We start from the raw sequence: 23855 nt of genomic DNA, 5'->3' as shown, positions 1-23855 counted from the left end.
TGAATCAAAATAGTTCAGTTCTTAATCGTTGTTCTTCAATTAGGCTAATAATTTTTTTTCCGTCATCTGGGTTGATGTTACCTGCCAAGATTTCATTTAAAATCAAATTGAAAATATTTTTTTGAGAAGCTATCTCTTGTTCGCTGAGCACGGCAGGATCAATTTCAATATTCTTTTGTCTTGCTTTTGGTAAAAGCCTCTCAATGCACAATCGTAGGGCAGCTGGATCTCCATCTAAAGCCTCTGCGACCATTTTATTTATTAATTTCTCAGCATGAAGCTCAAGTAATTTTATTAACTTGGTTTGTGTGTTGCGGGAGCCCTTTGGGCGCCCATATGGATTGCCACTTGTTCCTGGTTTAAATTTCACTATTTTCTCTGTTAATTTCCTGTTTTCTACAGGTAATAGCCTTATCAATTATAATACACCATCACTACTTTTAGTTTTTAATGCACTTGTTCATTTCTTAAAAATCTGGATTTGCATTGGTTATTGTTACTTCACCAACAGGGGGCAATACATTAAAATTTATAGATATAGGCTGACCTTTTTCAGATTCTGTAGCAGAAAGAATCTCTTTTGTCTCTTGGTAGCCGAAGCGTGTTTTCAGAATAAAGGAATAAAGAGTATTATCTAATTTAATTTTTCCATTTGAAAATAATGCAATACGACCTAGCTTTAAAAGCGCAGCTTCTGAAGCTTCCTCTGCAAAATCAGCAGCCTCACGAAAATCTAAGTGATCTGCTTTCCATTGGTAATAGGTATTTTTAGTTATCCCAAGCGCCTGACATACCTCTATAATAGCACGGCCCTCTTGAAATAAAGGAAGTAATTTAGTGCAGAGTTCTTGCGAATATTCTGGTTGTTTGTTCATGGTATTAATTCCTAAATAATAGTTAAAAAATAGCTATTTCGGTTTAAAGTAAATCCAAATAATTAGTTACGTTAAATTTAATGTAGGGAATTAACTTCCTTACCTGAATTACACAATGTTCCAATTAACAGCTCAATTATTACAGACTGAATATTCAACAACTCTAGTAGGCTTACTAGTAAGTTTAGGTAAGTATTGTAATGAAGCCGGGTGAAACCAGAACCCGAAACTTCCCTCCCAATCGCCATTACGTTGTTTGGTGCAAATTAATTTACAATCTGAGGCTTGAACAATCTCTAATTCAGCCTTATCTAATTTTGCACCGGTTGATTGGGCCTGGATTAATTCCTCTTTTTTCTTATTTCTCCAAATACTAAAGCAGTTATCAGCTAAATCACTAATTGCTCCGGTCCCCTTAATATCTAGCTTCCCTGGAGGCTGTGATTCATCATTTGTTTTTCTTGGATGTATAACAAGGTGAATTTGACAATTGTGTTGATTTTTAAAATCACAGAGTTGCTCCATAAGAGCTTTTTGTGTTTTATAGTCATCTTCACAAATATCTAATTTCATTAGGGAATCAATAACAAAAACATCTACGCCATAACGTTGGTGAGCATATAGAAAAACGTCTAGTAAACGCGTTAATTTTGCTGTGCCAACGAGATCAAATAGCCACAATTTATTTTCAAACCATTCATGAATGGCATGTATATATTCAATTGAAGGAGTAGCTAGTGCACTGGCTTGACGGGTTAGGCGCATTAATAAACGTTTTGGCTTAATTTCTAAGCTAGCTATACAAACTCGTGCGCCTTGTTTCATTAAATGAAGAATTACTTGCCCTAGAATCTGGCTTTTCCCATGTCCATTTATTCCTGTCCAAACTGAAAGCTCATCCGGGCGGAACAGAATTCTCCCATTAGCTTTTTCCCACGGGGTATGATATCCAATATGGACGCCCGGTGAGGGGTAAAACTCATCAATGACTTGATTAACAAATTCACGGGCAGACTTTAATTCCTCTGGCTCAAGCGTTCTAGCTTCCTCAAAGCAACGATGAATAACTTCTCTAGAAACATCAGCTTGTAAGCATTCATTAGCATCTTTATAAGGTAACTTAACAATATGGCAGCGATGTTGTCCTAATCTATTAACTATTTCCAAGATAGCCTTATGGCCTTCTTTATCTTCATCGAAGCAAAGATAGAGCTGATCAAAAATAGCTAAGCGCTCAAACTCAAATTCAATCCAACGTTGTTTATCACCGCCGCCTCCTCCAAATGGAACAGATAGAGCAGGTATGCCGTATTGATAAAGAGTCATCGCATCGATTTCTCCTTCGCATATCGTTACAGTGCGCGCATTAGTTGATATTTGATCCCAGCCAAACAAGCAGGGTTCGCAATTTGGTTCAACCGTAATCCGCTTCTTGTTATTAACACGAGCTAATTTCAAGTATTTTATAAGTATTAACTCATTATTACGCCAATAAGGAAAAAGAACTTCTTTATTGCGCTCACCAATTTTATAGAGTCTAACAATTTCAGGTTTCAGTTTCCTTTCATTAACTAAATAATTCATAACTGACGATGTTAAAGCCAGCTCAGTAGTATTTTTTAATTTAGGTCTGCTATAACTAGAAGGCTTATGCCCGTTAAATTTTGGTGTAGATATACCAAGATAGCGGGTAGCTTCTTTAATAGCTTCAGCAAGGGTTAATTGACGCGCTGCAGCCCAAAGATCGAGTAGATCACCACTAATACCATCTGCAAAATCTGACCATATACCAGCTTTCTCGCCCGTGAGATGTACACCAAGTGATTCTCCAGGTTCACCGTAAATATTACCAATGCACCATTCAGAACCGGATTTCTTTCCATTTGGGAGTAAGTATCTAGCAATATCTTCTGCGCGTTGTGCAAGCTGCTGTGAGATTTCTTTAGCAGTTATCATGTTAGATTACCCCCGCCATTAAACTGCTTGCTCTACTAAGCTCACGCTGTGCAGTACTTTTATTAGCATTATTTATAAACCGCTCGATATGATCTGCATCACGGAAAATCAGGTTAATATCATCATAAATATGATTACGGTCATTTTTTCCCATGTTATAAGGAGTGCTCGCGCAGCCATCAATAGCTTTTTTTAGTTCGTCAGGTGTGTAACCTAATTTCAAAGCCTGTTTAATTGAATTTTTGCGTTTTCTATCTAGTTTCGCTCTTGGGTGATCCATGGTTGTTTGCCAATACTGAAAAATCTCTTTCACAAAAATAGGAATGTCAGTTTGAGCAACATCAACAGGTGAAGTTTCAACTTCACCTATATTATTTATTTCTTTTTCTTTCTTTTCTTTTTCTTTCGTCGCTACCTCTTGATGAGTATTAGTTGCGTCATCGCCTAAAACTCTTATATTACTAGTCGAGTACTCGCTGATAGGTTTTTGACTAATTCCAATTTTACTTGGAGGAGGGAGGGGAAAACGATACGTTGGTTTGTCTATTTTTTGATGTTTTTTCCATCCAGTAACTAACCAATATTTCCCCTCATCAACTTCATATTCGATTAGTAAACTACTGTTAATTAACTCATCAACAAGAGATTTTATCTCTGTAATTGAAAAATTATCACCCGGAAAAATCTCAGCTTTTAACCTTATGTAAGATGCTGGATGAATACCTTTATCATCAGAAAAATTCCACATCCCTATAAATAATAACCTTGCAAGAGGTGAGCAAGATAAAACTTGCTCACTTGTCCAATACTCACATTTAATCATTCGATTTCTAGGCATGTTCGTCTTCCTTTTGAATTTCGTTAGCTAATTGTTCAATGATTTTTTGTTGTAAACTTAAACAGTTCCTATTTAAAATCGCATTGATTTTTAGCTGTTCTATGGATTGGTTAGAGTTATTAGTCATCCATAAGATGGAACTTAATTCTCGTAATTTATCGATTGAGCCTATTAAATTTGGATTTTTCATATCTATTAATTCCTTTCGTTATAGATATAAAGGTATAGGTGATGAGTTATACCCGTAAAATCAGTTTCATATATCCAATTAGTTTGGATGTCATAGCCTTCTTTTCTTCGCTTCCTGATTCGACCCCCTGGATGAAGAGTTCCATACTTGTTGCGAGCTTCGATGATGGCTAAGCGCGGGCAAACCTTGAAATGAGCAAAAATTCTTGCATGCTGAGACTTGATTGAATTATTATATGAGCGCGTATAATTATGGCTGCTCAGTTTATTTGGGCTTATCTTTATGTTCATCTGATATCTCCTTGGCATCGCTCATCAATCCATGATTCAAACTGGTCTAAATCTAATAAAATTTTTTTACCAATTCGCCTAATGCAGCGTGAAAAGCCATTTTGATGCTCATTGAAAATAAGCCATCTAATTGAAGATTCAGTAAAGGCTGGGTAAATTTCGGGAATTTTTTTTACTCGCGCAAGTCGCTTTGGTTCTGTTGTTAGCATTATTTATCTCCTTAAATTAATACCAATTGGTACACATGACGTTTTGTTATGTGTTGCAGGAGATAAGGCGCTAAAAATTTATTAGCAAATTGCTAAAATTAATTTAGCAATTTACATAATGAGGAATAGCGTGAATAATTTAATAGAAATTGCATTTAAAATCGGCAATTAACTTCACCTTAAGTTGGGTAGCTAAAAATCCAGTTTGTATCTTTATCTGGCTTATAAACGCAAAATTCTCCAGTCTTGATTGATTTAATTAAGTGCATGTGTAATGGGTTGTTAATGTTGATGGTTTTAATTGCGTTTCTTATGTTCAAAAATACTCTTTTTCTGACCTTTTCTGTAGGTTTATTAAAATTTTTAGGCATTGATTTTATGCTTGAGTTACTCAGATAATCTAAATAAAACTGTCTGATTTCTTCTAAGCGTTCGATTTCCTCTCTATTAAGAATTTCCTTTTCTAATTCTATTTTATCATTGAGCTCAGCGATTTTATTTTTAATTGCTAGTATTGCTTTTTTATCAATCATTTTTTGTGAAGAGTGAACCTCAACATGTGTATTGGATTCATTTAGATCAATTAAATTAGCAACCTCACTATGAGGAGGTTTGTTAATAAGTTTTTCTAAGTCATTGACATGGAAATCTCTACCAGGATTTTTAACTAGATTCTCAATATAAATTAATCCCTTAGATGCTTTTATTATAGTTTTGTGGTTGATATAGTGGATTTCATAATAGCTATCCGATTTGATGAATAAATTCTGATATTCTTTAACAGCGCTTGGATTATCGGACGAGGTGAGTATCGAATCCTTGACATCATTATTAATTACAAATGATAGAGCTTGATTAGGGTGTTCATTTGAATTTTTGTAACTAGATTTGCTATAAGTTTTTTTATAAACCTCGGTTAACTCAAAATGCTCTATCTGATCGAGCAATACATACACATCCTTCTCTGTAAAATGGCTTTTATAATCTTGAGGAAGTTGGTGAGTTGCACTTGTTTGTTGAGCTAAAAGATAAGAATTGGCGTGTGGATCAGACAAGGGACCTTGAAAACCAAAGGTATTGTTGAAATCTAGATAATTAATTCTATTAAACTCAATCAAATCCTTAACAGAACTGGTTTGAGTAAGAGGAAACAATTCAGTTTCTGTTTTAGTTGCAAGTCGATCGAACCCCTTTAGGGAGTTGAGTAAGTAACTCCTCTCACTAAAGTAAGAAATGATTTCTTTTTTTTGATTGATATAACCTTGTAATTCATCATATCTTTTCTTTGCAGCACCAATTAATTTGTCAAGATAAGGATTAATATGATAAGTGACTTTCTTTTTTGCGAGTGACTTAACATATAGTCCAAAGTAACCTTGATTTGCTAAATCATAAATATTATCTAAGGAATAGTGAGGCCAGCGCTCTAATAACTGTTTTAAATGTAGCATCTTAACCTGAGGTACTGTTACATCCATTTCATTTCCAAGTTAATTGTTAAATATTTGTTCATTCATTCGGGCTACAACTTTACTAGTATGGGCATCGGATAGATGAGCATATCGTTTAACCATTTGAAGAGTCTTATGCCCCAGAATTTCAGCAATTTCTGCTAAGCTTGCATTATTCATTGCGAGATAAGAAGCACAGCTATGCCTTAAGTCATGCCATCGGAAATCAGTAATCTCAGCACGTTTTAATGCGTTTTCAAAAGGTGTACGAAGATCAATTGGCTTGGTAAATTGATGGTTGGGAAATATAAAATCACAATCTAGGCGTTGGACTTTAGCTAGCTCTTTAATTAATTCTAAAGCGTGCCCCGTTAACGGCAATACGCGTCTCTCACCATTTTTGGTTTCATGTAGAGTAATAACTTGTCGGTTGAAATCAATATCTTTCCAACGTAATCCCATAAGTTCCATTTTTCTAGCACCAGTTGAAAGAGCAAGAACAACTGCAATGTAGAGATACTGGCTCTCACTTTTTCTACATTCATCTAATAAGCGCCTGCGCTCATCATCCGATAAAAAGCGAACACGACCACGTGGTTCTTTAGGTTTTGTAACTCGACGTATAGGAGAATCTTCAATCCATCCCCATTCTTTCACTGCTATAGTTAAGGCATGAGATAGTGCAGCCAAATAGCGCACTACTGTAGAGGGGGAGCGTAATTTATTGCGTGTGGTCTTCTCAGATGAAAGTTTGTCTCTTCTTTCAGCTATAAGAGCAGGAGAAACATCAGCTAAGCTGTACTGTCCTAATTCACGTTGCCACCATTTAAGATGGAGAACAGTATTCTTGCTATTCTTGGGTTTAAGAGGAATTACTTCTTTAATATATCGTTCAATCAGTTCACTAAGAGTTCTACGTTTAGCTTCAGTGGTTTTAAAATGTCGACCTTCACGGATTGCTGCTTCGGTTTGTTGAGCCCATCGGCGGGCGTCAGTTTTTCTATCAAAAGTTGCTTGTTGAATGGGGGAACCTTTAAGTCTTACTTTAACTCTATAACTAATTTTGCCTTCTTTACTAACCCTTTCTTCAATACTAGCCATACAGAAACAACATAAGTCATTATGCCAGCATCCTATAACAAATAGTCAAAAATGACAACATAAGAATATTAATCCTATGGGTTAATTGTAAATCTATATATAGAACCTCAATATTTATTTTATACTATAGCCCGAGGGGCATTTATGGGGCACTGTAATTTTATTAGGCACCGATCACTGTTGGCCATTGCAGTTCAAAGTTCAAATATGGTATAACTTTTCGCAAATGTGTCCTTATTTCTGCTTTACAAATTTTACTGCAAATTAAGGCTTAAGTCTGGTTTTGATAATTTTTAATCTTTAAAATAATACGCTTCTTGTATAGCTTGTGCTTTTGTTAATGACAAAATTATAAAATCAGGCAAGAAGTTCGATAACCTACATGATGTTAAAGAGAAATATATGCAAACAAATTTAATGGATGGAAGTGTCATTGAAACAGAAGTTGGATCAAAAGAGAAATATATGCAGATAAATTTAATGGATGGAAGCGCCATTGAGATAGAGGTTGGAGCAAAGGGCTTTGATTTGGCGCGCCAAGTAAAAAAATCTCTTAATGGTCATCAGGCTGTAGCGCTTAAGGTAAATGATATATTTAAAGATCTTAATACTGAGCTTCAAGACGGTGATACGATTCAAGTACTGACTTTTGATGATCCAGAAGGTAAGGAAATATTCTGGCATTCTTCAGCGCATTTACTTGCTCAAGCGATAGCGCGTTTATATCCTGAAGCAAAGCCTACTATAGGGCCCGCCATTGAATCAGGTTTTTATTACGATTTTGCTGATTTGTCGATTTCTGCTGATGACTTTCCACAAATTGAGGCTGAAGTTCAAAAAATTATTCAAGAACGATTTGAGCCTAAACGTATTGAATATTCTGATAAAGAAGAAGCAAAAAGGGTGTTTAACCATAACCCTTTTAAAATTGAAATGATTGAAAAACTAGATGAGGGTTTAAGCGCTTATTCTCAAGGTGAATTTATTGACTTATGTAGGGGCCCGCATATTCCTCATCTCGGGATAGTACAAGCATTCAAGCTCATGAAAACTTCTGGCGCTTATTGGCGTGGTGATAAGAATAATCCGCAATTGACTCGGATCTACGGAATTTCTTTTCCAGATAAAAAATTATTAAAGTCCCATTTGAATTTCTTAGAAGAAGCAGCAAAGCGTGATCATCGTGTCATTGGCAAACAACTTGGTTTGTTTTCTTTTCATAAAGAAGGGCCCGGTATGCCTTTTATCCATCCTAAAGGGATGATTGTTTGGAATGAATTGATGCGATATTGGCAGGAACAGCATGATAGAGAAGGCTATAAGCAGATTAAAACGCCAATACTTATGTCTCACGAATTATGGGAAACATCAGGTCATTGGGATTTTTATCGAGAAAATATGTACCTTAGTGTAGTTGATGAAAAAACCAGTGTTTTAAAGCCTATGAATTGCCCTGGCGGCATGTTGTTTTATAAAGAAGATATGTATTCTTATCGTCAGCTTCCTCTACGTATTGCTGAAGTAGGCGTAGTGCATCGACATGAGTTTAGCGGTGCACTATCTGGTTTATTCCGAGTGCGTTGCTTTCACCAAGATGATGCTCATATTTTTATGAAACCTACAGATATTGCTGATGAAATTCACAAGGTTTTATCATTAGCAACATCGATGTATAAATTGTTTGGATTAGATTATCACTTAGAGTTATCGACAAGGCCTGAGCAATCCATTGGAACTGATGAACAATGGCAATTGGCAACAGATGGTTTAATCGAATCTTTAAATCGCTGCGGCTATACTTATAGGCTCAATGAAGGTGATGGTGCATTTTATGGGCCTAAAATTGATATTCATATCCGAGATGCAATCGGTAGAACTTGGCAATGTGGAACCATTCAGCTGGACTTAAATTTACCAGAGCGATTTGATTTAAATTACATTGACGCGAATGGTGAAAAACAACGTCCTGTTATGATTCATCGTGTGATTTATGGATCAGTAGAACGGTTTTTTGGCATTCTTATTGAACATTATGCTGGTAAGTTTCCGCTCTGGCTAGCACCTATTCAAGTAACAATATTGCCTGTCGCCGAGAGCCATCATAATTATGCTGAGAGCGTATTAGAGCAATTTTTAGAAGCTGGATTACGAGCAGAAGTTGATTTTGATAATGAATCAATTAATAAGAAAGTGCGTAAAGCCCAGCTTAAACAAATTAATTACATTATTGTAGTTGGGGATAAGGAGCTGACAGAGGGTACTTTAAGCGTAAGAGCAGCTAATAATCTTGTCGGTACTAAGCCTATTGCTGAGGTAATTAATAGTTTAAAAGATGAGTATCAAAGTCGCTCGCCTCGACGCAATACAGTTTAATCAGTTTTATAGGAAGTTGTATGAAAGATAAAACGCAGGTAATTGAAGAAAAGAAAGAAAGAGTATGGTATGTAGGGCAATGCCATTGTGGTAATGTTAAATTTGAAGCTTCGGCTACTCGTAATTTAACAATCACACTCTGTAACTGTGGTATTTGTTTTAAATCGGGTCACCAAGAGTTAATGGTTAAGGAAGAACACTTCAAATTGCATTGCGGTCAAGAATTTTTAAAGCCCTATAGATTTGGGAACTGCATTGCTGATCACACTTTTTGTGTAGTATGTGGAATAATGCCTTTTTATAGGCCGCGTTCTCATCCGACAGGGTACTTTAGTGTAAATGCTCGGTGCCTTGAGTTAGATCAAGCAGAGCACATTGAATATGTAGAGTTTGATGGGCAAAACTGGGAAGAAAGCATAGCTGCTGGTAAACACAAGCTTACAGAATAGATCGATAAAGTAAGTTAATTTAATTTTTACTTAAGTTGTAGTGCAGTTTAATGAGTGATGATGAAGTAGAATATCACCAACCTAATCTAAGCAATATAGTACAAAGCAGTTGGCAATTTGCTAGTCCTCCTATCTATCGAGGATCGACCGTTTTTTTCGATAGCTATGAAGCAATGAGCGATGAAAACGTGCCTTATGTTTATGGAAGATGGGGGACGCCGACTGCTGATGCTTTTTGTAAAGCAATGACCGAACTTGAAGGTGGCGCGGGTACTATTGTTACTTGCTCTGGGCTGGCTGCGATTTCTACTATACTTCTTGCACTTACTTATCCAGGCTCTCATGTACTGATTGGTGAATCTTCTTTTCCTGCAGCACTGCGGTTCTGTGATGAAGTACTTAAGAAATTTGGCGTTATAGTCGAGAAATTTTCAGGTACAGATATAACGAAAATCAATGAGAAAATTTTACCAAGCACCGTCTTAGTATATATCGATCTTCCAGGAAGCTATGGGGCAAATTTTTTTAATTTATTATCCATTAAAAAAAAATCAGATAAGACTTATATTTTAGTAGATAACACTTGGGCGACGCCTTTATTTTTTAATCCCTTAAAATATGGAGCAGATATCGTTGTTCATAGTACTTCTAAATACATAGCTGGCCATTCAGATTCTATTATGGGTTGTATTACTGTAGCTAATTTGAATTTATTTCAAGAAATTCAAAATACAAGTAGAGCATTGGGACAATATGCGGGCGCTGATGACTTAAGCCTTGCTATTAGAGGATTAAAGACACTTGAGCTAAGAATGAGACAACATTTTGATAGTGCTTTAAAAATTGCAACCTGGCTAACAAATCATACTGCAGTTGAAAAAGTTTTTTATGCGGCTTTATTATCAGATGAAAATTACCAGGTTTGGAGTAAACATTTTAAAGGTGCAGGTGGAGTATTAACCTTTTTCTTTAAAAGGGCAATCGAAAAAAATTATCCGAACTTCTTAAATAAATTAAAAATAATAAAATTAGGTTGGGGATGGGGCGGATATGAAACTTTAGCATCAGCTTCTACTATCAATTTTGGTGAATATTTAGGTAGAATTGCAATACGATTAAGTGTTGGTTTAGAATCAACGGATAATATTCTTAAAGATCTAGAATTAAGTTTAAAAACTTTATAATAAAAGATCAGCTCCGTTTATATCGATAGTAGCTCCATTTATATATGAGGATTGATCTGATGCGAGAAAAGAAATTAAATTGTAAATATCATCAGTAGTACCTAATCGCCGCATTGGAATTTTTTCTGATTCCATATTAATTTTTTCTAACGTTGCCGAGTCACGTAATAATTCGGTATCAATTGTGCCAGGAGCAATTGCATTGATATTAATATTATATGGAGCGTATTCAAAAGCAGCGTGACGAGTAAGGCCTAAAATACCCGCTTTAGCTGCAGTATAGTGTGCGCCTGCAAAGGTACTGATAGAGCGCCCGGCAGATGATGAAACATTTATAATCTTTCCATATTTATTTAATTTCATATGAGGCAGCACCGCGCGCATACAATAAAAAACACTATTTAAATCTATGCAAATAGTATCATTCCACTCAGCATCATCAATGAGCTCTAAAGGCCGAGTCAAGGGTGCTATAGCAGCGTTATTAATTAAAATATCTATTCTATTAAACTTTTCTAGGGCTAAATTAATTATTTTATTACAATCAGCCGAATTAGCTACATTTCCTGGTGCCTCCACAAACGAAGGATCAAAAGGACTAATGACTTCTACTGTTTGTTTCAATCGAGAACTATCGATGTCATTAAGTACTAGATTTGCACCATTTTGGGCAAAATTAATTGCAGCTTGGCAGCCTATCCCTCTACCAGCACCCGTAATAATTACAACTTTATCAGCAAATAATTTCATTTTCTCTTCTTATGTTTGTTGAGGCTGGGTTATGACCTATTAAATTTTTGGAGCAAGCGGTAATGAGAACAACATCTCTATAACCATAATTCGCGTTTATGCTAGGGACTATTGGGGTAGAATAATGAAGAACTTCAGTATCACTAAGAATTAATAAATTTCCTTCTGGGATAATTTTATCAAATATAATTTGGCCTAAACTATCTTTAACTTGGGTTTTTGCACCCGTTATATTCGTTCTTGAAACCACAAAAATTCCTAACCAATCTATTCCGTCCCTATGAAATCCTTCTAGAGCAGTTAAACCTTGTTGATTAGAATGGCAATCTATTCGTTGCAATTGTACTAAAATAACTTCCTCGCTTTTTAGTCGACATATAGTTGAGAATTTATAAAGGAGATTATAAAAGTCCTCTCTTTGATGTAGCTCATTGTCAATTGGCGAGTAATCTCTAACAATATTTCCATGAATCTGATTGTATTTTTTTTCTTGGAAAAGAGGATAGTGAGGTAAAAGCTTAAAGTTTTTGTCTTCTCCACAATGCCATGAAATACTTTTATATCTAAATCCTTCCTGTACATAGGGATCTTTAGGGGAATTAGAAAAAAATTTACCCCATTCTTTTATTTTTACAATGTCGTTTAGATCAAAAATACAGTACTTCATTTTTACAGCCAATTATAAATTATACTTCAACTAAAGACTGAGCTTTTTCGCCAATCTCTAGCATCAACGCGTCTCTTTCTTGTAATGAAAGGGGAAAAGCCCAGCCAACTTTGGCCCCGTGTGTTACATTGACAATACTATCTTCAATTGAACCTCTTACCACCAGGCCCGCAAATTGATCTAATAGTTGAAATAAACCTAAGACTATTTTATTTTCTATTCGTTCGAATTTTTCATTATCTGGCAAGTCAATCACTTCACATTGAATATATTCCTGAGCTGTTCCGCCTTTCATATTCTTTAAAGTGGTTGCTACATAATTGTCGTTGTGTTCTGAACCTACGCATACAGCTTCTCCACCATAAGAGCGATTAGCTTTAAACACAAAGTTATTCTTATTCTCTATAAGATAGCTAATATTATCTTGACGAATGGATATTGTGTAAGGGACGTATTTTAATATGGCTTGACGCTCTGCTTCGGTTAATATTGACTGATATTGTTTATCATAAAATAAAGCAAACCATTTTTTATTACTTCGAATCTCTGTTTCAAAAGTATTAATAATAGTAGCGCCGCTAGCAAACATTTTTAAAAATAATGAATGACAATTTAAATCATCATATAGGGCAAGTCGATAAATAAGGGTTTTCTTTCCAGCATTTAAGTTGAGGAACTCTTCAGGATAGTCTTCTTCTGTGGCGATAGAGATAGGGACCTCAGAAATAGTTTCTTTTACACTGTCTAAAAGACTTTTTACTGTGCCGCTTCCTTCTAATAAATATTTCTTTAAAGAAAAAATAATTACTCTCTCAAATTTGTTCTCTAAAACTAATTTATGTAAATATTTAGCTATAATTTTCCTTGGCGAGGAATAGGTGCTGATATCACCTCCTATTGCGCTAAAATAACTACTAAAACAATCAAAAAACTTAATACCTCCAAGTGATGATTCAATATTTAGTTCACAAAATTTGTAGCCTTGATTTGAAGGAATAATATCAGGTCTAGCAATAATTTTATTGCCTACTTTTAACTCATCCCAATCAATAAAAACCTTTGCCTCTTTAGGTAAGTCAAACATTTCTAGAATGTGATCTTGAGGGTATGTAGACAATAAAAAACTAAGAATTCTAGTTTGTGCTTGAATTAATAATTTACTAGCCTCACAAAGCTCTTCGTAGACATATTTTTCCATAATTAGAGGTATCGGAAAAGTTGGATATTTCGCGCCATAATTTTTTAAAAAATTACTAACCTTTTGAATAGAACTATGGCTCTCGATATTCGCTGCGTGAGAGAGAAAATTATCTACCCAAGGTTTATTGAATGTAGCAAATGACATAGTTCATTTCCCATAAAAAATTTTAGTCACATAAAAAATCTTAATTTAACAGTAAATTTAAGAACTCTTGTTCAAGCGTAACAGCATAAGACTCCGATTTTGCATACACCATATAATCAATAATCCCCCAGTTATCGATATCCTCATTCATAATAACTATTCCTGAGTGATTAGTTGTTGAGAGTTTTTCAGCCAAGTTAATAGCATGCGATAAATCACAAGTAGCGACATGATTACGAGTTAAAATGCAATGTGTATTTAAATAATTTGAGCCTAACAATTTTTCTGCGATAGGTTGTATGTGTGAGCATCCGCCTAAACGACCATTAATCTCGGTAAATAAGACTTTGTTATCTTCAGTAACTATTGCATCGAAATTAATAAGCCCAACATACCCAAAGTTTAACAAAAGTTGCTTTAAAATTTCGCAACCATCTAAAAATTGCTGGGTTACATTGGAAGGTAAATTACCTGGGATCTGAAATCCGATCCAATTTACTATGTCTTTTCCTTTGGCATCTTCAGTTTCGTCCATTCGAACAATGCCATAGTTTTTAAGCTGGCAATCTTCTATTTTTTTTCCAATATAATATTCTGCATACAGGGTGTGCTTAGAGGGAAGGTATGATTCCACTACAATTAGATTGTTTCCTAATGAATCAACTAAGCTGTACCATAGCTTTTCTGATAATTCATAAGTAATATCTTTTATGCTACCTAACTTTAGAACTTCTCTGACTCCAGCATAACTTAAACGGTCAGATAAAGTGATCGCGATATTTCCTTCACCATTAGCTGCAAAATCCTTTTTGATGATAATCGCACCCACATTATTTATTTGTTGACGCATGACGTAATACAGCTCTTTCACAGAACGACATATATTTCCAGGGGCGATGGTAATATAGGGCGCAGCCAAAGCTCTAAAAGTAGCTTTACTATTAAGCAAATTAATGCCAGATTGGTTCATAAAACTAGGCGTTTGAAACTTATCGTATGACAAACCTAATTCATTAGAAAAGCAAACAATAGAAGAACTAAATATATAAGGAATTAGTTCCCACGTTTTATCAGAAATATGAGCTTTAAGCTCACAAATTAGTTTATCGTTAAGGAGGACTTCACTAGTTAAGATGCTAGAGTTATTCGAAGAAGCCATTAAAGGAAAAAAGTTTTTTGATGTAATGTTTTTATTCTTAATATGAGAAATATAGTCAATCATATATTTAGAGGGCATGGATGGAAGTATTAAGAGGTCATCTTCTTCTAACAGCCAAGCTAATCTTTTTGCGTAAACAGCTGCTGCTTGACGAGTAAAAATTGGCAGCTTAGAAACATCGCCAACCACAGCTTCACTATATACATTTCCTATCAACAATTTTGGCATGAGTTCATTTTTCCTGTATTGCTAATATTAATTAATTTTTTTATCAGCCTAATATGCCAATGGAGGTATGACTTTTCTTGATAAAGAACAGAATCGGAATTTTTTTTAAATATTTGCTGTAAGCTTGAGCCAGCAAGGCCAGGATGCAGATGATGCTCTGCATGAAAGTTTCCGTTCCATAGAAAAAGGCGTACTAAATGATTAGATAAAATACTTCTTGACTCTGAATAGAAATTTGCGACTGGATTACAGTCTAAATGCTCTGGTAAGCCAAAAAATAAGATCCACATATATGAGAAGGACAGCGGAAGCCAATAGTAGTTAAGCATGGTAAGTGGGAATAAGCTGGTAAAAATAGAAAATAAAATCAAGAGGAAGCAGATAAATAGGGTATCTAACATCGCCCTCCTTTTCTTACTTGGGCTATTAAGATAATAAGGGTAAACTTGCCATAAGACTTTTAAAGTTTTTGAGATTTTTGCAAAGGCTACGGGAAGCCCTGTCATAAAATAAAGATATTGTGTTAATGATTTGAATTGAATTTTTGTTTCTGTATCTTTCTCAGTTCCAACATACTTATGATGTTGTAAGTGATGTTCTTTATAGATGGTAAAATTTATTAACAATAGGCTTGTAAAGAATCTCCCAACATACATATTAATAAGCCTATTTTTTAGATATGTCTGATGCAGGCATTCATGAGCTAAATTCAAACCTCCAGCTAAAATAAATCCTAACGCTAAAGCAATGAATAGACTAATTAGTAGGCTATGGGAGCGTACTAGAATAAGTGAAATATATGTAAAAAGAATAAGAGTTAATTTAAGAAGAGGGTATGAGGTTCTTACTCTTTTTCTACAATAACTCATTTGCATATTACTCTATCCTTAAAGCTTATTTATAAATAATTAATGTTCTAGGTTACGCCAACCAGATACTTTTGAAATTGAAGCACTCCAATTTAAGCTTTCATATAGCGCTGTCATGGCATGGTGTTGAAATTTATCTTCTTCTTCTTTACCAACTACTAGTTCTAACATTTTATGTACCATTTCAATATGGTAGGCTTCAGCTGGATCATCCTCACCTACGTGAGTTTTAAAATAAATTAATTCGTTAGAATTGTGATTAAAATTTCTTCTAATTCCAGCCCATAAAGATTCAATAATTGTATGGGCATGCATTTCAAATGCAACCATATAAGCACATCTAATCACAGCATCTCTATTACTTAAGCCGTCAATAAGCGATAGTAAATAACTACGAGTTGGCTCTGAAAAATCAGGAGTAACAGCTTTGCCAGTTAGAGTCTCAATATCATGCCTTAACAAGTTAGAATGGAACCATTTTTTTGTATCTAATATATTCTGAAGTCCAGCTTTACCGAATCTCTCAATTATGTACTGGCCTCCTGTTTCATCCCAACAGAGAAAGTTACCCACAACACTTGTCATTTCTACATGAGAAGGGATATCGTGATTAGATTTTATAGAATCAAGAATAAGTGATAATTGAGAACCTGCCTGTATATAGGGGAAAGCTAGAGAAATTCCTAGAAAATGGGGAAATAAAGTAATTATTTGATCACGGGAATGTAGCTGATTAAAGGGATGCTTATTAAGCATTTTCATCGACTTATGCTTAAATAATTCATATAACATGTTTCACCACCGATACTGATTAGATTATCACTGTTTTTATTATTCATCTTCCTTAATGTTGTACAGCACCAGTTTGGAATTCTACTTATATCTGACTTATTGTCAATAAAATTTCCCAGAAGGATTATATTTAAACAAATCTATTAAAAATCAGTGGCTTAGTTAAAAAGCTCTTTTGTAAAAAGAGTTATCTAATTTTCAGGTAAAGGATGAATTCTCGATAAGTTGATTATTTTATTAGTCTTTTAAGAGCGTTATATAAACAAAGAAACATATTGATATTTGTTTTTATCTTGATACGCTAACTAAATTAGTGGACCTAGTTAAAAGAAGTGGCCCAGTTAATATAAAGAAACATCAATATAGACTTATCTGGATGATAAAATGACTCAGAAGAATCCCAGCACTTACCTTGACCTTTGCACAGAAGTCTATGAGCTAAGCAAGCCCAATATAACACTAGATGCTTATCAGTTTTATCGAAGCTATGCTATAGAGGCAGGAGGCCCTATTTTAGAACCAATGTGTGGTACAGGTCGTTTTTTATTGCCTTTATTTGAAGAGGGATTCGATATTTATGGTTTTGATGCAAGCGAGTCTATGTTAAAAAAATTACATGAGAAAGCAGCATCTAAAAATCTTAAACCTACTGTTTGGAAAGGGTTTATAGAAGAGCTAGAAAGAAAAGAAAAATATAAATTAATTTTTATTCCTACTGGTTCATTTGGCTTAATAACTGAGCCTCAAATTATTCAAGACACAGTAAAATTAATTTACGATCATTTAGAGCCAAACGGTCTTTTTGTATTTGAAGTGGAAACTTCAACTGCTATTGGCAAGGAGCTAGGTATTTGGCATGGCTCTAGATGGCCCTTAGTAGATGGTAAAATTATTTTAATGAGCCAACTTATTGCACTGGAGGATGAAATCTGCTGCGCAATTGCTAAATATGAACTGGTTGAGGGTAATCAAGTTATCCAGACAGAAATTGAAGATTATAAGATTCGCCTTTATAATGAGCCCGCATTTTTAGTTAATTTGTTAGATTCAATTGGATTTAGTAATTTGCGTCTGGTTAAAGCCTTCGATCGGTCTGCTTCTCCGAAAAAGGATGATATGAGCATTGTGTTTGAATGTAGAAAATAATTAGAGTTAGGTATTAAAATTGAATTTTATTATCATCCTTACCTAAGAGCATCGACCTTACTTGATCGCAAAGCTAATCTTACCATCTTTCCCGCTACTTTGTTCAATACTTACCATTTTAATAGCTATAAATCAATACAAGCCACACTGTACAAGACTAAACATAATAGTTAATCCCCTAATAATTTATGATAAGATTATGATAAATAGTAATATATTTGTATACAAGAAGCCCTGGGGCACTAGTGGACAGTGATTTAAAAGACTCAATATTTCTTAATTTCAATTTGTGTATTAAATTAACAAATTAGAGCAATTGGGTTTTATTTTATCTCGGACTAAAAATCTTTTAATAATCGGGGTTGATATGCCATTATTAGGGAATTGTCTAATTTTCTTAGATACTGGTTTTTTCACAAATTACAAACCTAACGATAACCTTTATGATGAAGTATGGAAACGTGCCAAAAATGATGGTTTGAAATTATGCACTTCTTGGATATGTATTGAAGAATGGAAAAGCCAAAAAATCAAGCACCTCACTAAATTCTTAAAAGATATGAGAGACCAGCAGATTTATCATTGTAGGCAAAATTTCTTTTCTCAAAAGTTAATTTTAGAACCATTATATGCTGAGTTCGAGAACGAGGCCTATGTGCGTGATAAAGTAGAATATTTACTTCAAGATTTCTTAAAATCAAACAAAATTAAAATATATCCTGCAAAAGACGAACATATTCCTTCAACTTGGAATGGATATTTCACGGGGGCTCCTCCTTTTCAGAAAATAAAAAATAAAGAAGATTTACCTGATGCTTGGGTATTTGAAGGTGCGAAAAACGCACTGAATGATCCTGAACACAATGCATTTGAATTAAAATACTGTATTTCTACTGATGGTGCATTGTCCAAATATCTCAGTGAATTAGGTTATACCTCTATTAAATTGAATGAATTAATTGAAATCTTGCGGAAAGAAGAACTCGAAGTTGTCGACGAGCCAGTAGTTCAGCCTCAACAGCAAGTGATATTAGTGAATGATGAAATTGAAATGGGACCTCTTGATAAGCTCTTAACAAAAACGGTTCTTATACAAGATAGTGAAATTTATTTGCGACTATTAGGCTATTTAGTAGCATTAGATGCCCCAACCCATGAGACTCTCTTAACCATGGTAAGTTCAAGAGGGTACGACTCTAAACGTGTAGAAGCTTGTGCAGTAATGCTTTCAGGAGAGCCTAATCCTTATATTAAAGATCTTGGAACACATTATATTGTTGGGAATAAAGAAGTTTGTCATGCTGCTAGTAAAAGAGTGATGGATGAAATCATTGGAATGTTGGAGTAAGAGTAATCATGGATCTTAAACAAAAAAAGAAAATTATTGGTTTTCTTATTACTAAGGCAAATAAAGACCCGCGTGCTCTTAATGCAATTAAAAGTGAGCTTAAAAAAGCTGATGGAGAGTTAAAATCGAGTATTGAATTCGATGCTATATCAGAACAAATTGCAATCCTAAAGATTATAGCCCGGCTCTTTCCTAAAGAGGTTGTGTCAATATATCTTGAACTCCTTCCTCGCTTAAATTCCATTGAGTTAAGTTATACAGAAATTTCTAATATTTCATTAGATGGTTTTAAAAGCATATACACTAAGGAAAAATTAATCATTCAAATATTTAATGCCTTAGAAACTGTACGTTATCATGACATTGAAAAAATTCTAAATATTCTTTTTGAATATACTATTCATGAAGATGAAGAGGTTAGGAAGCAAGCAACTAGAGGGCTTGAAGCCATTGCTCAATATAATTTAGAAGTCTTTTCTGGTGATGGAAAAGAGTTTCATGGTTTAGGATGGTGGCCACAAGAAAAAACTGTTGAAAAAATTCAATCTTTTTCTAAAAAGGAATGGAAAATATATTTAAATACTATTTTTTCGTGTATTCAAAAAATTCTATCTCCTTCAATTAAAGGAGCTTCGTGGGGATACGATACTGTCACACTTAAAACAGCGTCGGTACCCCCAGAAGAAGGTCTAATCAAATTACGGCAAAATGCTTTAAAACTTTTAAAAGAAATTTACTTCGAACTGGCTAATCCTGAGACCAAAAAAAAATTATTGGATGTGATGCTAACAGCCACAAGGTTTTCTAGTGCCTCCCAACGAACCAAACAAATAGAACAAATGATAATATGTAATACAACGTTTGTTCTGCAATTTATGAGTGACTGTATTGTTGAATCAGAAGACCTCCAAGTACTACAGACTATAGAGCATGATGCCTACTGGCTTTACTATCATTTAGGGAGCTTGAGTCCCGATATAAAAAAAGCGGGATTAGTAGTGAAAAAGAAACTGGATGATAATGAGGAATTTCAAATATTTCGTGTACTCATTGGGTTTGAAAGTATTTTTCATGACTGGGAAGGAGAACGAAAAAAAGAGCATTTTGAACAGGAAAGAAAAATAAGGGAAGAAAAGATTATTGAGCTTGTTCGAGATATTAATGACCAAAATTATGAAGCCTGGAAAGGCCGTATTTTTCAATATGCTGCTATTCGCTCAAATGATATGGCGACTTTTCCTTATTTTGGGAAGTTCTTAGAGTGTTTGGGAAAAGAATCGTCTGAAATCGCGATACAACTGCTATCAGAGTTTCCCGAAGAACTTGAATGGTTTATTGTTCCAATTCTACGAGGAGTTGAGCAAAGCCCTAAAAAAAATGTGCTTTCTAGTCTTATTTCCTCTTGGATTAGAGATGGTATTTTTTTTCTTGCTGTTGCAAGGTTCTTACAATTTACCACCAGCTTTAAAATATCTACTCTAAAAAAATTATTTGATAAAGCTAAGCCATCAGAAAATACTCATTTTTTAAGTCAAATAATTGTTACTTCAGCTGCACAACATACAAACAGTGATAATAAACTTATTAATGAAGTTATGATACCTGCTATTGAGAAATGCACAGAACTACGATATCCAAACTGGATATTTGATTTGTGGTTCAGTAAAGAGTATGTCAGTGTATTCCATAAAATGAATGAAGGTAACTATGATGTTATTTTAACAAATCTACTTTGGCTAAAAAATATTGGTCATGAAGCTGAAGAGATCTTATTACCCATTGCTGAACATGTCCCTCAAAGGATAGTGCGATTCTTCTGTGAACGAATCATTCTGCCTCAGGAGAAGTCTGATGATAGATTTGAGGCTCTTCCATTTCAATTTAGCTCGCTTTCTGAGCCTCTTTCTAAGGTTCCAGAGCAGATAATTAAATTGATTCTATCCTATAAGAAATTTGACGATAGATTGTTTACTTATAATGCTGCGAGGTTATTAAATTTAATTTTTCCAAAACTTGAAGAGCAACCTGCTTTTGAAAAATCACTGATTCAGCTTGTGAATAAGGGTGGTGACCTTACTCTCTTTTTTATTGCCGATATATTACGTGGTTATGACGGTAATAAGTCCATATATCCAATATGCAAAGAGTTGATCAAGGTTGCGAATAGCAACGAGGATTTACTTAATGCTGTAGCCATTGCTATGCAATCAACGGGAGTTGTTGAGGGTGCAGAAGGTTTTATATTTATCTATGAAGAGAGAAGGAAAGAAATCGAAATGTGGTTAGACGATCAAAATCGTGAAGTCGTTCTTTTCGCTAAAAATTACATAGTAATGCTTAAGAGGCAAATTGAGGCAGAAAAACAACGTATATCAGAAGATGAAGCACTGAGAAGGCATCAATATGGTTTAGATGATGAGCAAAGGTAATACTGAATAGTTGTGAGTGATTGGTATTTGTTATTTCCAATTGCCCCGTGAGTGTCCCATGGAGGTCATAATTTTCTTGAGATTACTCGTAACTAATTGATTTTATTGGTGGGCCCACTAGGACTTGAACCTAGGACCAACGGATTATGAGTCCGCTGCTCTGACCAACTGAGCTATGGGCCCCGAAAGAAGGTGTATTGTAATCTTAAATTTAGAAGAAAACCATAATAATTTTACATTAAATTATTAAAAAAGGTGCTCTGGTTAGCCTTTTTGCAAATTGCATTTAAGGCTAACCAGAGGAGGGCGATGATTAATCATCGTCTCCTTCTAAGAAGCTGCGTAACTTCTCTGAGCGAGAAGGGTGGCGTAGTTTTCTTAGGGCTTTTGCTTCAATCTGGCGAATACGTTCACGTGTTACATCAAATTGTTTACCCACTTCTTCGAGCGTGTGATCCGTATTCATTTCGATACCAAAACGCATACGTAGTACTTTCGCTTCTCGCGGAGTCAGTGTTTCTAAGATTTCTAAGGTTGCTTCGCGTAAGCCTTCTGCTGTTGCCATGTCAATTGGTGAGTCAATATTATTGTCTTCAATAAAGTCACCTAAATGAGAGTCATCATCATCGCCTACGGGCGTTTCCATAGAGATGGGCTCTTTAGCAATTTTTAAGACTTTGCGAATTTTATCTTCACTTAAGTCCATTTTCTCAGCAAGCTCTTCAGGCATTGCTTCGCGACCTGTTTCTTGCAAAATTTGGCGAGAGATGCGATTAAGTTTATTAATCGTTTCTATCATATGCACAGGTATGCGAATAGTACGCGCTTGATCGGCAATAGAACGGGTGATAGCTTGGCGAATCCACCAAGTAGCGTAAGTAGAAAACTTATAGCCACGGCGGTATTCAAATTTATCAACTGCCTTCATTAAGCCAATATTGCCTTCTTGAATTAGATCTAAGAACTGCAGACCGCGGTTAGTGTATTTTTTGGCAATAGAAATAACGAGGCGTAAATTTGCTTCGACCATTTCCTTTTTAGCACGTCTAGCTTTCGCTTCTCCAATAGACATTTTCTTATTAATGTCTTTGATTTCGCTAATTGTTAGACCATATTCTTCTTCAAAGGAAGCAAGCTTTGCTTGAATACGTTTTATTTCATCCTGGTAGTCTTCAATCCGGGTTAGATCTAATTTTTTGCCATGTTTAGCAATAATGGTATCAAGCCATTTTGGATCTGTTTCTTGACCAGGAAATGTATCGATAAAGAGTTTACGTGGGATGCGCGCTCTTTCAATACACAGACGCATAATATTGCGCTCAAATTCACGAATATGATTACGTAGCTGGCGAAAATGCCGAGTTAATTTATCTACTTGCCGTGAGGTTAATTTTAGCTTTAAAAAGGACTCTGACATCGCTTCGAGTAATTCGACTGTGTCAGCGTTATGACGTCCTTTGGCTCGCAAGGCAAGCATGGCTTTTTCATAAGCTTCACGTAATTCATCAAAATAAATCTTGGCTTGCTCAGGATTAGGGCCATCATCTGCCTCAGTAATACCACCTTCGCCGTCTTCATCTTCCTCGACTTCATCTAAAGCCACGTCATCGAGTATATCAGGGTCCGCTTGGACTTCATCTAACATAGAACCAATGCTTGAGGCAGGCGCTTCTTCATCACTATCGGAGAAACCGCTGATAATTTCACTTAAGCGCATTTCTTCACGTAATACGCTGTCATAATCATCTAAAACTAATTGGACGGTTTCAGGGTAATGTGCGAGTGATTTAAGGACTTGATAAATACCTTCTTCAATTCGCTTGGCAATGCGAATTTCACCCTCACGAGTTAATAATTCGACAGTACCCATTTCACGCATATACATACGAACAGGATCTGTCGTTCGACCTGTTTCTTTGTCCACAGAAGCGAGAACAGCTGCCGCTTCCTCAACGTCCTCAGGTACTTCCTCGGTGTTACCTAAAAGGGCTAGTTCATCATCGCTAGGAGGCGTTTCAAATACTTTAATATTCATGCCTTCTAACATGCTAATAATGACATCAAAATGCTCAGTATCAACAATATTAGGTAATAAGTCATTAATTTGGGCGTAGGTTAAGTAGTTTTGTTCTCTACCCAAACTAATCACTTTCGTGATTTGGGAGCGTTGTTGCTCTTGTTCGTTTGTAGTCATAGGCAATATCAG

At 35.1% G+C, this 23855-nt stretch carries 22 protein-coding genes and 1 tRNA gene; 6 read left to right on the top strand and 17 right to left on the bottom strand.

The window, feature by feature from the left end; all coding sequences use genetic code 11:
* Nucleotides 1-4: 4 nt before the first annotated feature.
* The 9 genes from E1P04_RS01615 to E1P04_RS01575 form a co-directional block, all read right to left on the bottom strand.
* On the bottom strand, nucleotides 5-370 hold the full coding sequence (locus E1P04_RS01615) for a DUF5681 domain-containing protein (RefSeq protein ID WP_131781177.1): 366 nt from the start codon (nucleotides 368-370) through the stop codon (nucleotides 5-7).
* A 97-nt stretch (nucleotides 371-467) separates the two neighbouring features.
* Nucleotides 468-875: a transposase gene (locus tag E1P04_RS01610; protein ID WP_131781176.1), complete on the bottom strand. Its 408-nt coding sequence runs from the start codon at nucleotides 873-875 to the stop codon at nucleotides 468-470.
* A gap of 132 nt (nucleotides 876-1007) precedes the next feature.
* Nucleotides 1008-2831: a toprim domain-containing protein gene (locus tag E1P04_RS01605; RefSeq protein ID WP_131781175.1), complete on the bottom strand. Its 1824-nt coding sequence runs from the start codon at nucleotides 2829-2831 to the stop codon at nucleotides 1008-1010.
* A gap of 1 nt (nucleotide 2832) precedes the next feature.
* Nucleotides 2833-3669 carry a hypothetical protein gene (locus E1P04_RS01600; protein WP_131781174.1) on the bottom strand — a complete coding sequence of 279 codons (837 nt, stop codon included), beginning with the start codon at nucleotides 3667-3669 and terminating at the stop codon, nucleotides 2833-2835.
* Nucleotides 3662-3859 carry a hypothetical protein gene (locus E1P04_RS01595; protein ID WP_131781173.1) on the bottom strand — a complete coding sequence of 66 codons (198 nt, stop codon included), beginning with the start codon at nucleotides 3857-3859 and terminating at the stop codon, nucleotides 3662-3664. The genes E1P04_RS01600 and E1P04_RS01595 overlap by 8 nt, the downstream gene beginning before the upstream one ends.
* A gap of 5 nt (nucleotides 3860-3864) precedes the next feature.
* Entirely contained in the window at nucleotides 3865-4149 is a 285-nt protein-coding gene (locus tag E1P04_RS18330; protein WP_427853028.1) for a helix-turn-helix domain-containing protein, read from the bottom strand.
* On the bottom strand, nucleotides 4146-4358 hold the full coding sequence (locus tag E1P04_RS01585; RefSeq protein WP_131781171.1) for a hypothetical protein: 213 nt from the start codon (nucleotides 4356-4358) through the stop codon (nucleotides 4146-4148). Before E1P04_RS01585 ends, E1P04_RS18330 begins: the two co-directional genes overlap by 4 nt.
* Nucleotides 4359-4537: 179 nt before the next feature.
* Entirely contained in the window at nucleotides 4538-5836 is a 1299-nt protein-coding gene (locus tag E1P04_RS01580; RefSeq protein ID WP_131781170.1) for a hypothetical protein, read from the bottom strand.
* A gap of 12 nt (nucleotides 5837-5848) precedes the next feature.
* Nucleotides 5849-6910 (bottom strand): tyrosine-type recombinase/integrase, encoded by a 1062-nt coding sequence (locus tag E1P04_RS01575; RefSeq protein WP_131781169.1) that lies wholly within the window; start codon nucleotides 6908-6910, stop codon nucleotides 5849-5851.
* Between the two features lie 402 nt (nucleotides 6911-7312).
* Between E1P04_RS01575 and thrS the strand changes: the two genes are divergently transcribed.
* Genes thrS through E1P04_RS01560 form a run of 3 tightly spaced genes read left to right on the top strand, consistent with a single transcriptional unit; the run spans nucleotide 7313 to nucleotide 10916 of the window.
* Nucleotides 7313-9283, top strand: coding sequence for a threonine--tRNA ligase (gene thrS / locus E1P04_RS01570; RefSeq protein ID WP_207385968.1), 1971 nt, complete (start codon nucleotides 7313-7315; stop codon nucleotides 9281-9283).
* Nucleotides 9284-9303: 20 nt separating this feature from the next.
* Nucleotides 9304-9732, top strand: coding sequence for a GFA family protein (locus E1P04_RS01565; RefSeq protein WP_115330192.1), 429 nt, complete (start codon nucleotides 9304-9306; stop codon nucleotides 9730-9732).
* A 50-nt stretch (nucleotides 9733-9782) separates the two neighbouring features.
* Nucleotides 9783-10916, top strand: a complete 1134-nt coding sequence (locus E1P04_RS01560) for a trans-sulfuration enzyme family protein (protein WP_131781168.1) — start codon at nucleotides 9783-9785, stop codon at nucleotides 10914-10916.
* Here E1P04_RS01560 and E1P04_RS01555 read toward each other — a convergent pair.
* The 6 genes from E1P04_RS01555 to E1P04_RS01530 are packed head-to-tail and all read right to left on the bottom strand — an operon-like array spanning nucleotide 10911 to nucleotide 16696.
* Nucleotides 10911-11666 carry an SDR family NAD(P)-dependent oxidoreductase gene (locus tag E1P04_RS01555; RefSeq protein WP_115330194.1) on the bottom strand — a complete coding sequence of 252 codons (756 nt, stop codon included), beginning with the start codon at nucleotides 11664-11666 and terminating at the stop codon, nucleotides 10911-10913. The genes E1P04_RS01560 and E1P04_RS01555 overlap by 6 nt on opposite strands.
* Entirely contained in the window at nucleotides 11650-12333 is a 684-nt protein-coding gene (locus E1P04_RS01550) for a 2OG-Fe dioxygenase family protein (RefSeq protein ID WP_115330195.1), read from the bottom strand. The genes E1P04_RS01555 and E1P04_RS01550 overlap by 17 nt, the downstream gene beginning before the upstream one ends.
* Before the next feature lie 19 nt (nucleotides 12334-12352).
* Nucleotides 12353-13678: a hypothetical protein gene (locus E1P04_RS01545; protein ID WP_131781167.1), complete on the bottom strand. Its 1326-nt coding sequence runs from the start codon at nucleotides 13676-13678 to the stop codon at nucleotides 12353-12355.
* A gap of 40 nt (nucleotides 13679-13718) precedes the next feature.
* The gene (locus E1P04_RS01540) at nucleotides 13719-15065 is read right to left on the bottom strand and encodes a preATP grasp domain-containing protein (protein WP_131781166.1); all 1347 of its coding nucleotides are present in this window, start codon (nucleotides 15063-15065) and stop codon (nucleotides 13719-13721) included.
* On the bottom strand, nucleotides 15050-15940 hold the full coding sequence (locus tag E1P04_RS01535) for a fatty acid desaturase family protein (RefSeq protein WP_115330198.1): 891 nt from the start codon (nucleotides 15938-15940) through the stop codon (nucleotides 15050-15052). Before E1P04_RS01535 ends, E1P04_RS01540 begins: the two co-directional genes overlap by 16 nt.
* Nucleotides 15941-15973: 33 nt before the next feature.
* The gene (locus tag E1P04_RS01530) at nucleotides 15974-16696 is read right to left on the bottom strand and encodes a hypothetical protein (RefSeq protein ID WP_115330199.1); all 723 of its coding nucleotides are present in this window, start codon (nucleotides 16694-16696) and stop codon (nucleotides 15974-15976) included.
* A gap of 414 nt (nucleotides 16697-17110) precedes the next feature.
* Between E1P04_RS01530 and E1P04_RS01525 the strand changes: the two genes are divergently transcribed.
* The 3 genes from E1P04_RS01525 (at nucleotide 17111) to E1P04_RS01515 (ending at nucleotide 21649) form a co-directional block, all read left to right on the top strand.
* The gene (locus E1P04_RS01525; protein WP_115330200.1) at nucleotides 17111-17872 is read left to right on the top strand and encodes a class I SAM-dependent DNA methyltransferase; all 762 of its coding nucleotides are present in this window, start codon (nucleotides 17111-17113) and stop codon (nucleotides 17870-17872) included.
* Between the two features lie 367 nt (nucleotides 17873-18239).
* On the top strand, nucleotides 18240-19220 hold the full coding sequence (locus tag E1P04_RS01520) for a PIN domain-containing protein (RefSeq protein ID WP_131781165.1): 981 nt from the start codon (nucleotides 18240-18242) through the stop codon (nucleotides 19218-19220).
* A gap of 8 nt (nucleotides 19221-19228) precedes the next feature.
* Nucleotides 19229-21649, top strand: coding sequence for a hypothetical protein (locus E1P04_RS01515; protein ID WP_115330202.1), 2421 nt, complete (start codon nucleotides 19229-19231; stop codon nucleotides 21647-21649).
* A gap of 106 nt (nucleotides 21650-21755) precedes the next feature.
* Here E1P04_RS01515 and E1P04_RS01510 read toward each other — a convergent pair.
* Both E1P04_RS01510 and rpoD read right to left on the bottom strand, forming a co-directional pair.
* Nucleotides 21756-21832: transfer RNA gene (locus E1P04_RS01510), tRNA-Ile, on the bottom strand.
* Nucleotides 21833-21962: 130 nt separating this feature from the next.
* Nucleotides 21963-23843, bottom strand: coding sequence for an RNA polymerase sigma factor RpoD (gene rpoD / locus E1P04_RS01505; RefSeq protein ID WP_131781164.1), 1881 nt, complete (start codon nucleotides 23841-23843; stop codon nucleotides 21963-21965).
* Nucleotides 23844-23855: the final 12 nt, after the last annotated feature.

Origin of the sequence: Legionella gresilensis (genome assembly GCF_900639865.1) — a bacterium.
GTDB classification, from domain to species: Bacteria; Pseudomonadota; Gammaproteobacteria; order Legionellales; family Legionellaceae; genus Legionella_C; species Legionella_C gresilensis.
Note: the sequence above shows the minus strand (reverse complement) of the source record. Positions and strands in the feature narration are given on the sequence as shown.

Coding starts and splice junctions, on each gene's coding strand:
- E1P04_RS01610 (WP_131781176.1), bottom strand. CDS start 875: ATGAACAAACAACCAGAATATTCGCAAGAACTCTGCACTAAATTACTT.
- E1P04_RS01605 (WP_131781175.1), bottom strand. CDS start 2,831: ATGATAACTGCTAAAGAAATCTCACAGCAGCTTGCACAACGCGCAGAA.
- E1P04_RS01600 (WP_131781174.1), bottom strand. CDS start 3,669: ATGCCTAGAAATCGAATGATTAAATGTGAGTATTGGACAAGTGAGCAA.
- E1P04_RS01595 (WP_131781173.1), bottom strand. CDS start 3,859: ATGAAAAATCCAAATTTAATAGGCTCAATCGATAAATTACGAGAATTA.
- E1P04_RS18330 (WP_427853028.1), bottom strand. CDS start 4,149: ATGAACATAAAGATAAGCCCAAATAAACTGAGCAGCCATAATTATACG.
- E1P04_RS01585 (WP_131781171.1), bottom strand. CDS start 4,358: ATGCTAACAACAGAACCAAAGCGACTTGCGCGAGTAAAAAAAATTCCC.
- E1P04_RS01580 (WP_131781170.1), bottom strand. CDS start 5,836: ATGGATGTAACAGTACCTCAGGTTAAGATGCTACATTTAAAACAGTTA.
- E1P04_RS01575 (WP_131781169.1), bottom strand. CDS start 6,910: ATGGCTAGTATTGAAGAAAGGGTTAGTAAAGAAGGCAAAATTAGTTAT.
- thrS (WP_207385968.1), top strand. CDS start 7,313: ATGCAAACAAATTTAATGGATGGAAGTGTCATTGAAACAGAAGTTGGA.
- E1P04_RS01565 (WP_115330192.1), top strand. CDS start 9,304: ATGAAAGATAAAACGCAGGTAATTGAAGAAAAGAAAGAAAGAGTATGG.
- E1P04_RS01560 (WP_131781168.1), top strand. CDS start 9,783: ATGAGTGATGATGAAGTAGAATATCACCAACCTAATCTAAGCAATATA.
- E1P04_RS01555 (WP_115330194.1), bottom strand. CDS start 11,666: ATGAAATTATTTGCTGATAAAGTTGTAATTATTACGGGTGCTGGTAGA.
- E1P04_RS01550 (WP_115330195.1), bottom strand. CDS start 12,333: ATGAAGTACTGTATTTTTGATCTAAACGACATTGTAAAAATAAAAGAA.
- E1P04_RS01545 (WP_131781167.1), bottom strand. CDS start 13,678: ATGTCATTTGCTACATTCAATAAACCTTGGGTAGATAATTTTCTCTCT.
- E1P04_RS01540 (WP_131781166.1), bottom strand. CDS start 15,065: ATGCCAAAATTGTTGATAGGAAATGTATATAGTGAAGCTGTGGTTGGC.
- E1P04_RS01535 (WP_115330198.1), bottom strand. CDS start 15,940: ATGCAAATGAGTTATTGTAGAAAAAGAGTAAGAACCTCATACCCTCTT.
- E1P04_RS01530 (WP_115330199.1), bottom strand. CDS start 16,696: ATGAAAATGCTTAATAAGCATCCCTTTAATCAGCTACATTCCCGTGAT.
- E1P04_RS01525 (WP_115330200.1), top strand. CDS start 17,111: ATGACTCAGAAGAATCCCAGCACTTACCTTGACCTTTGCACAGAAGTC.
- E1P04_RS01520 (WP_131781165.1), top strand. CDS start 18,240: ATGCCATTATTAGGGAATTGTCTAATTTTCTTAGATACTGGTTTTTTC.
- E1P04_RS01515 (WP_115330202.1), top strand. CDS start 19,229: ATGGATCTTAAACAAAAAAAGAAAATTATTGGTTTTCTTATTACTAAG.
- rpoD (WP_131781164.1), bottom strand. CDS start 23,843: ATGACTACAAACGAACAAGAGCAACAACGCTCCCAAATCACGAAAGTG.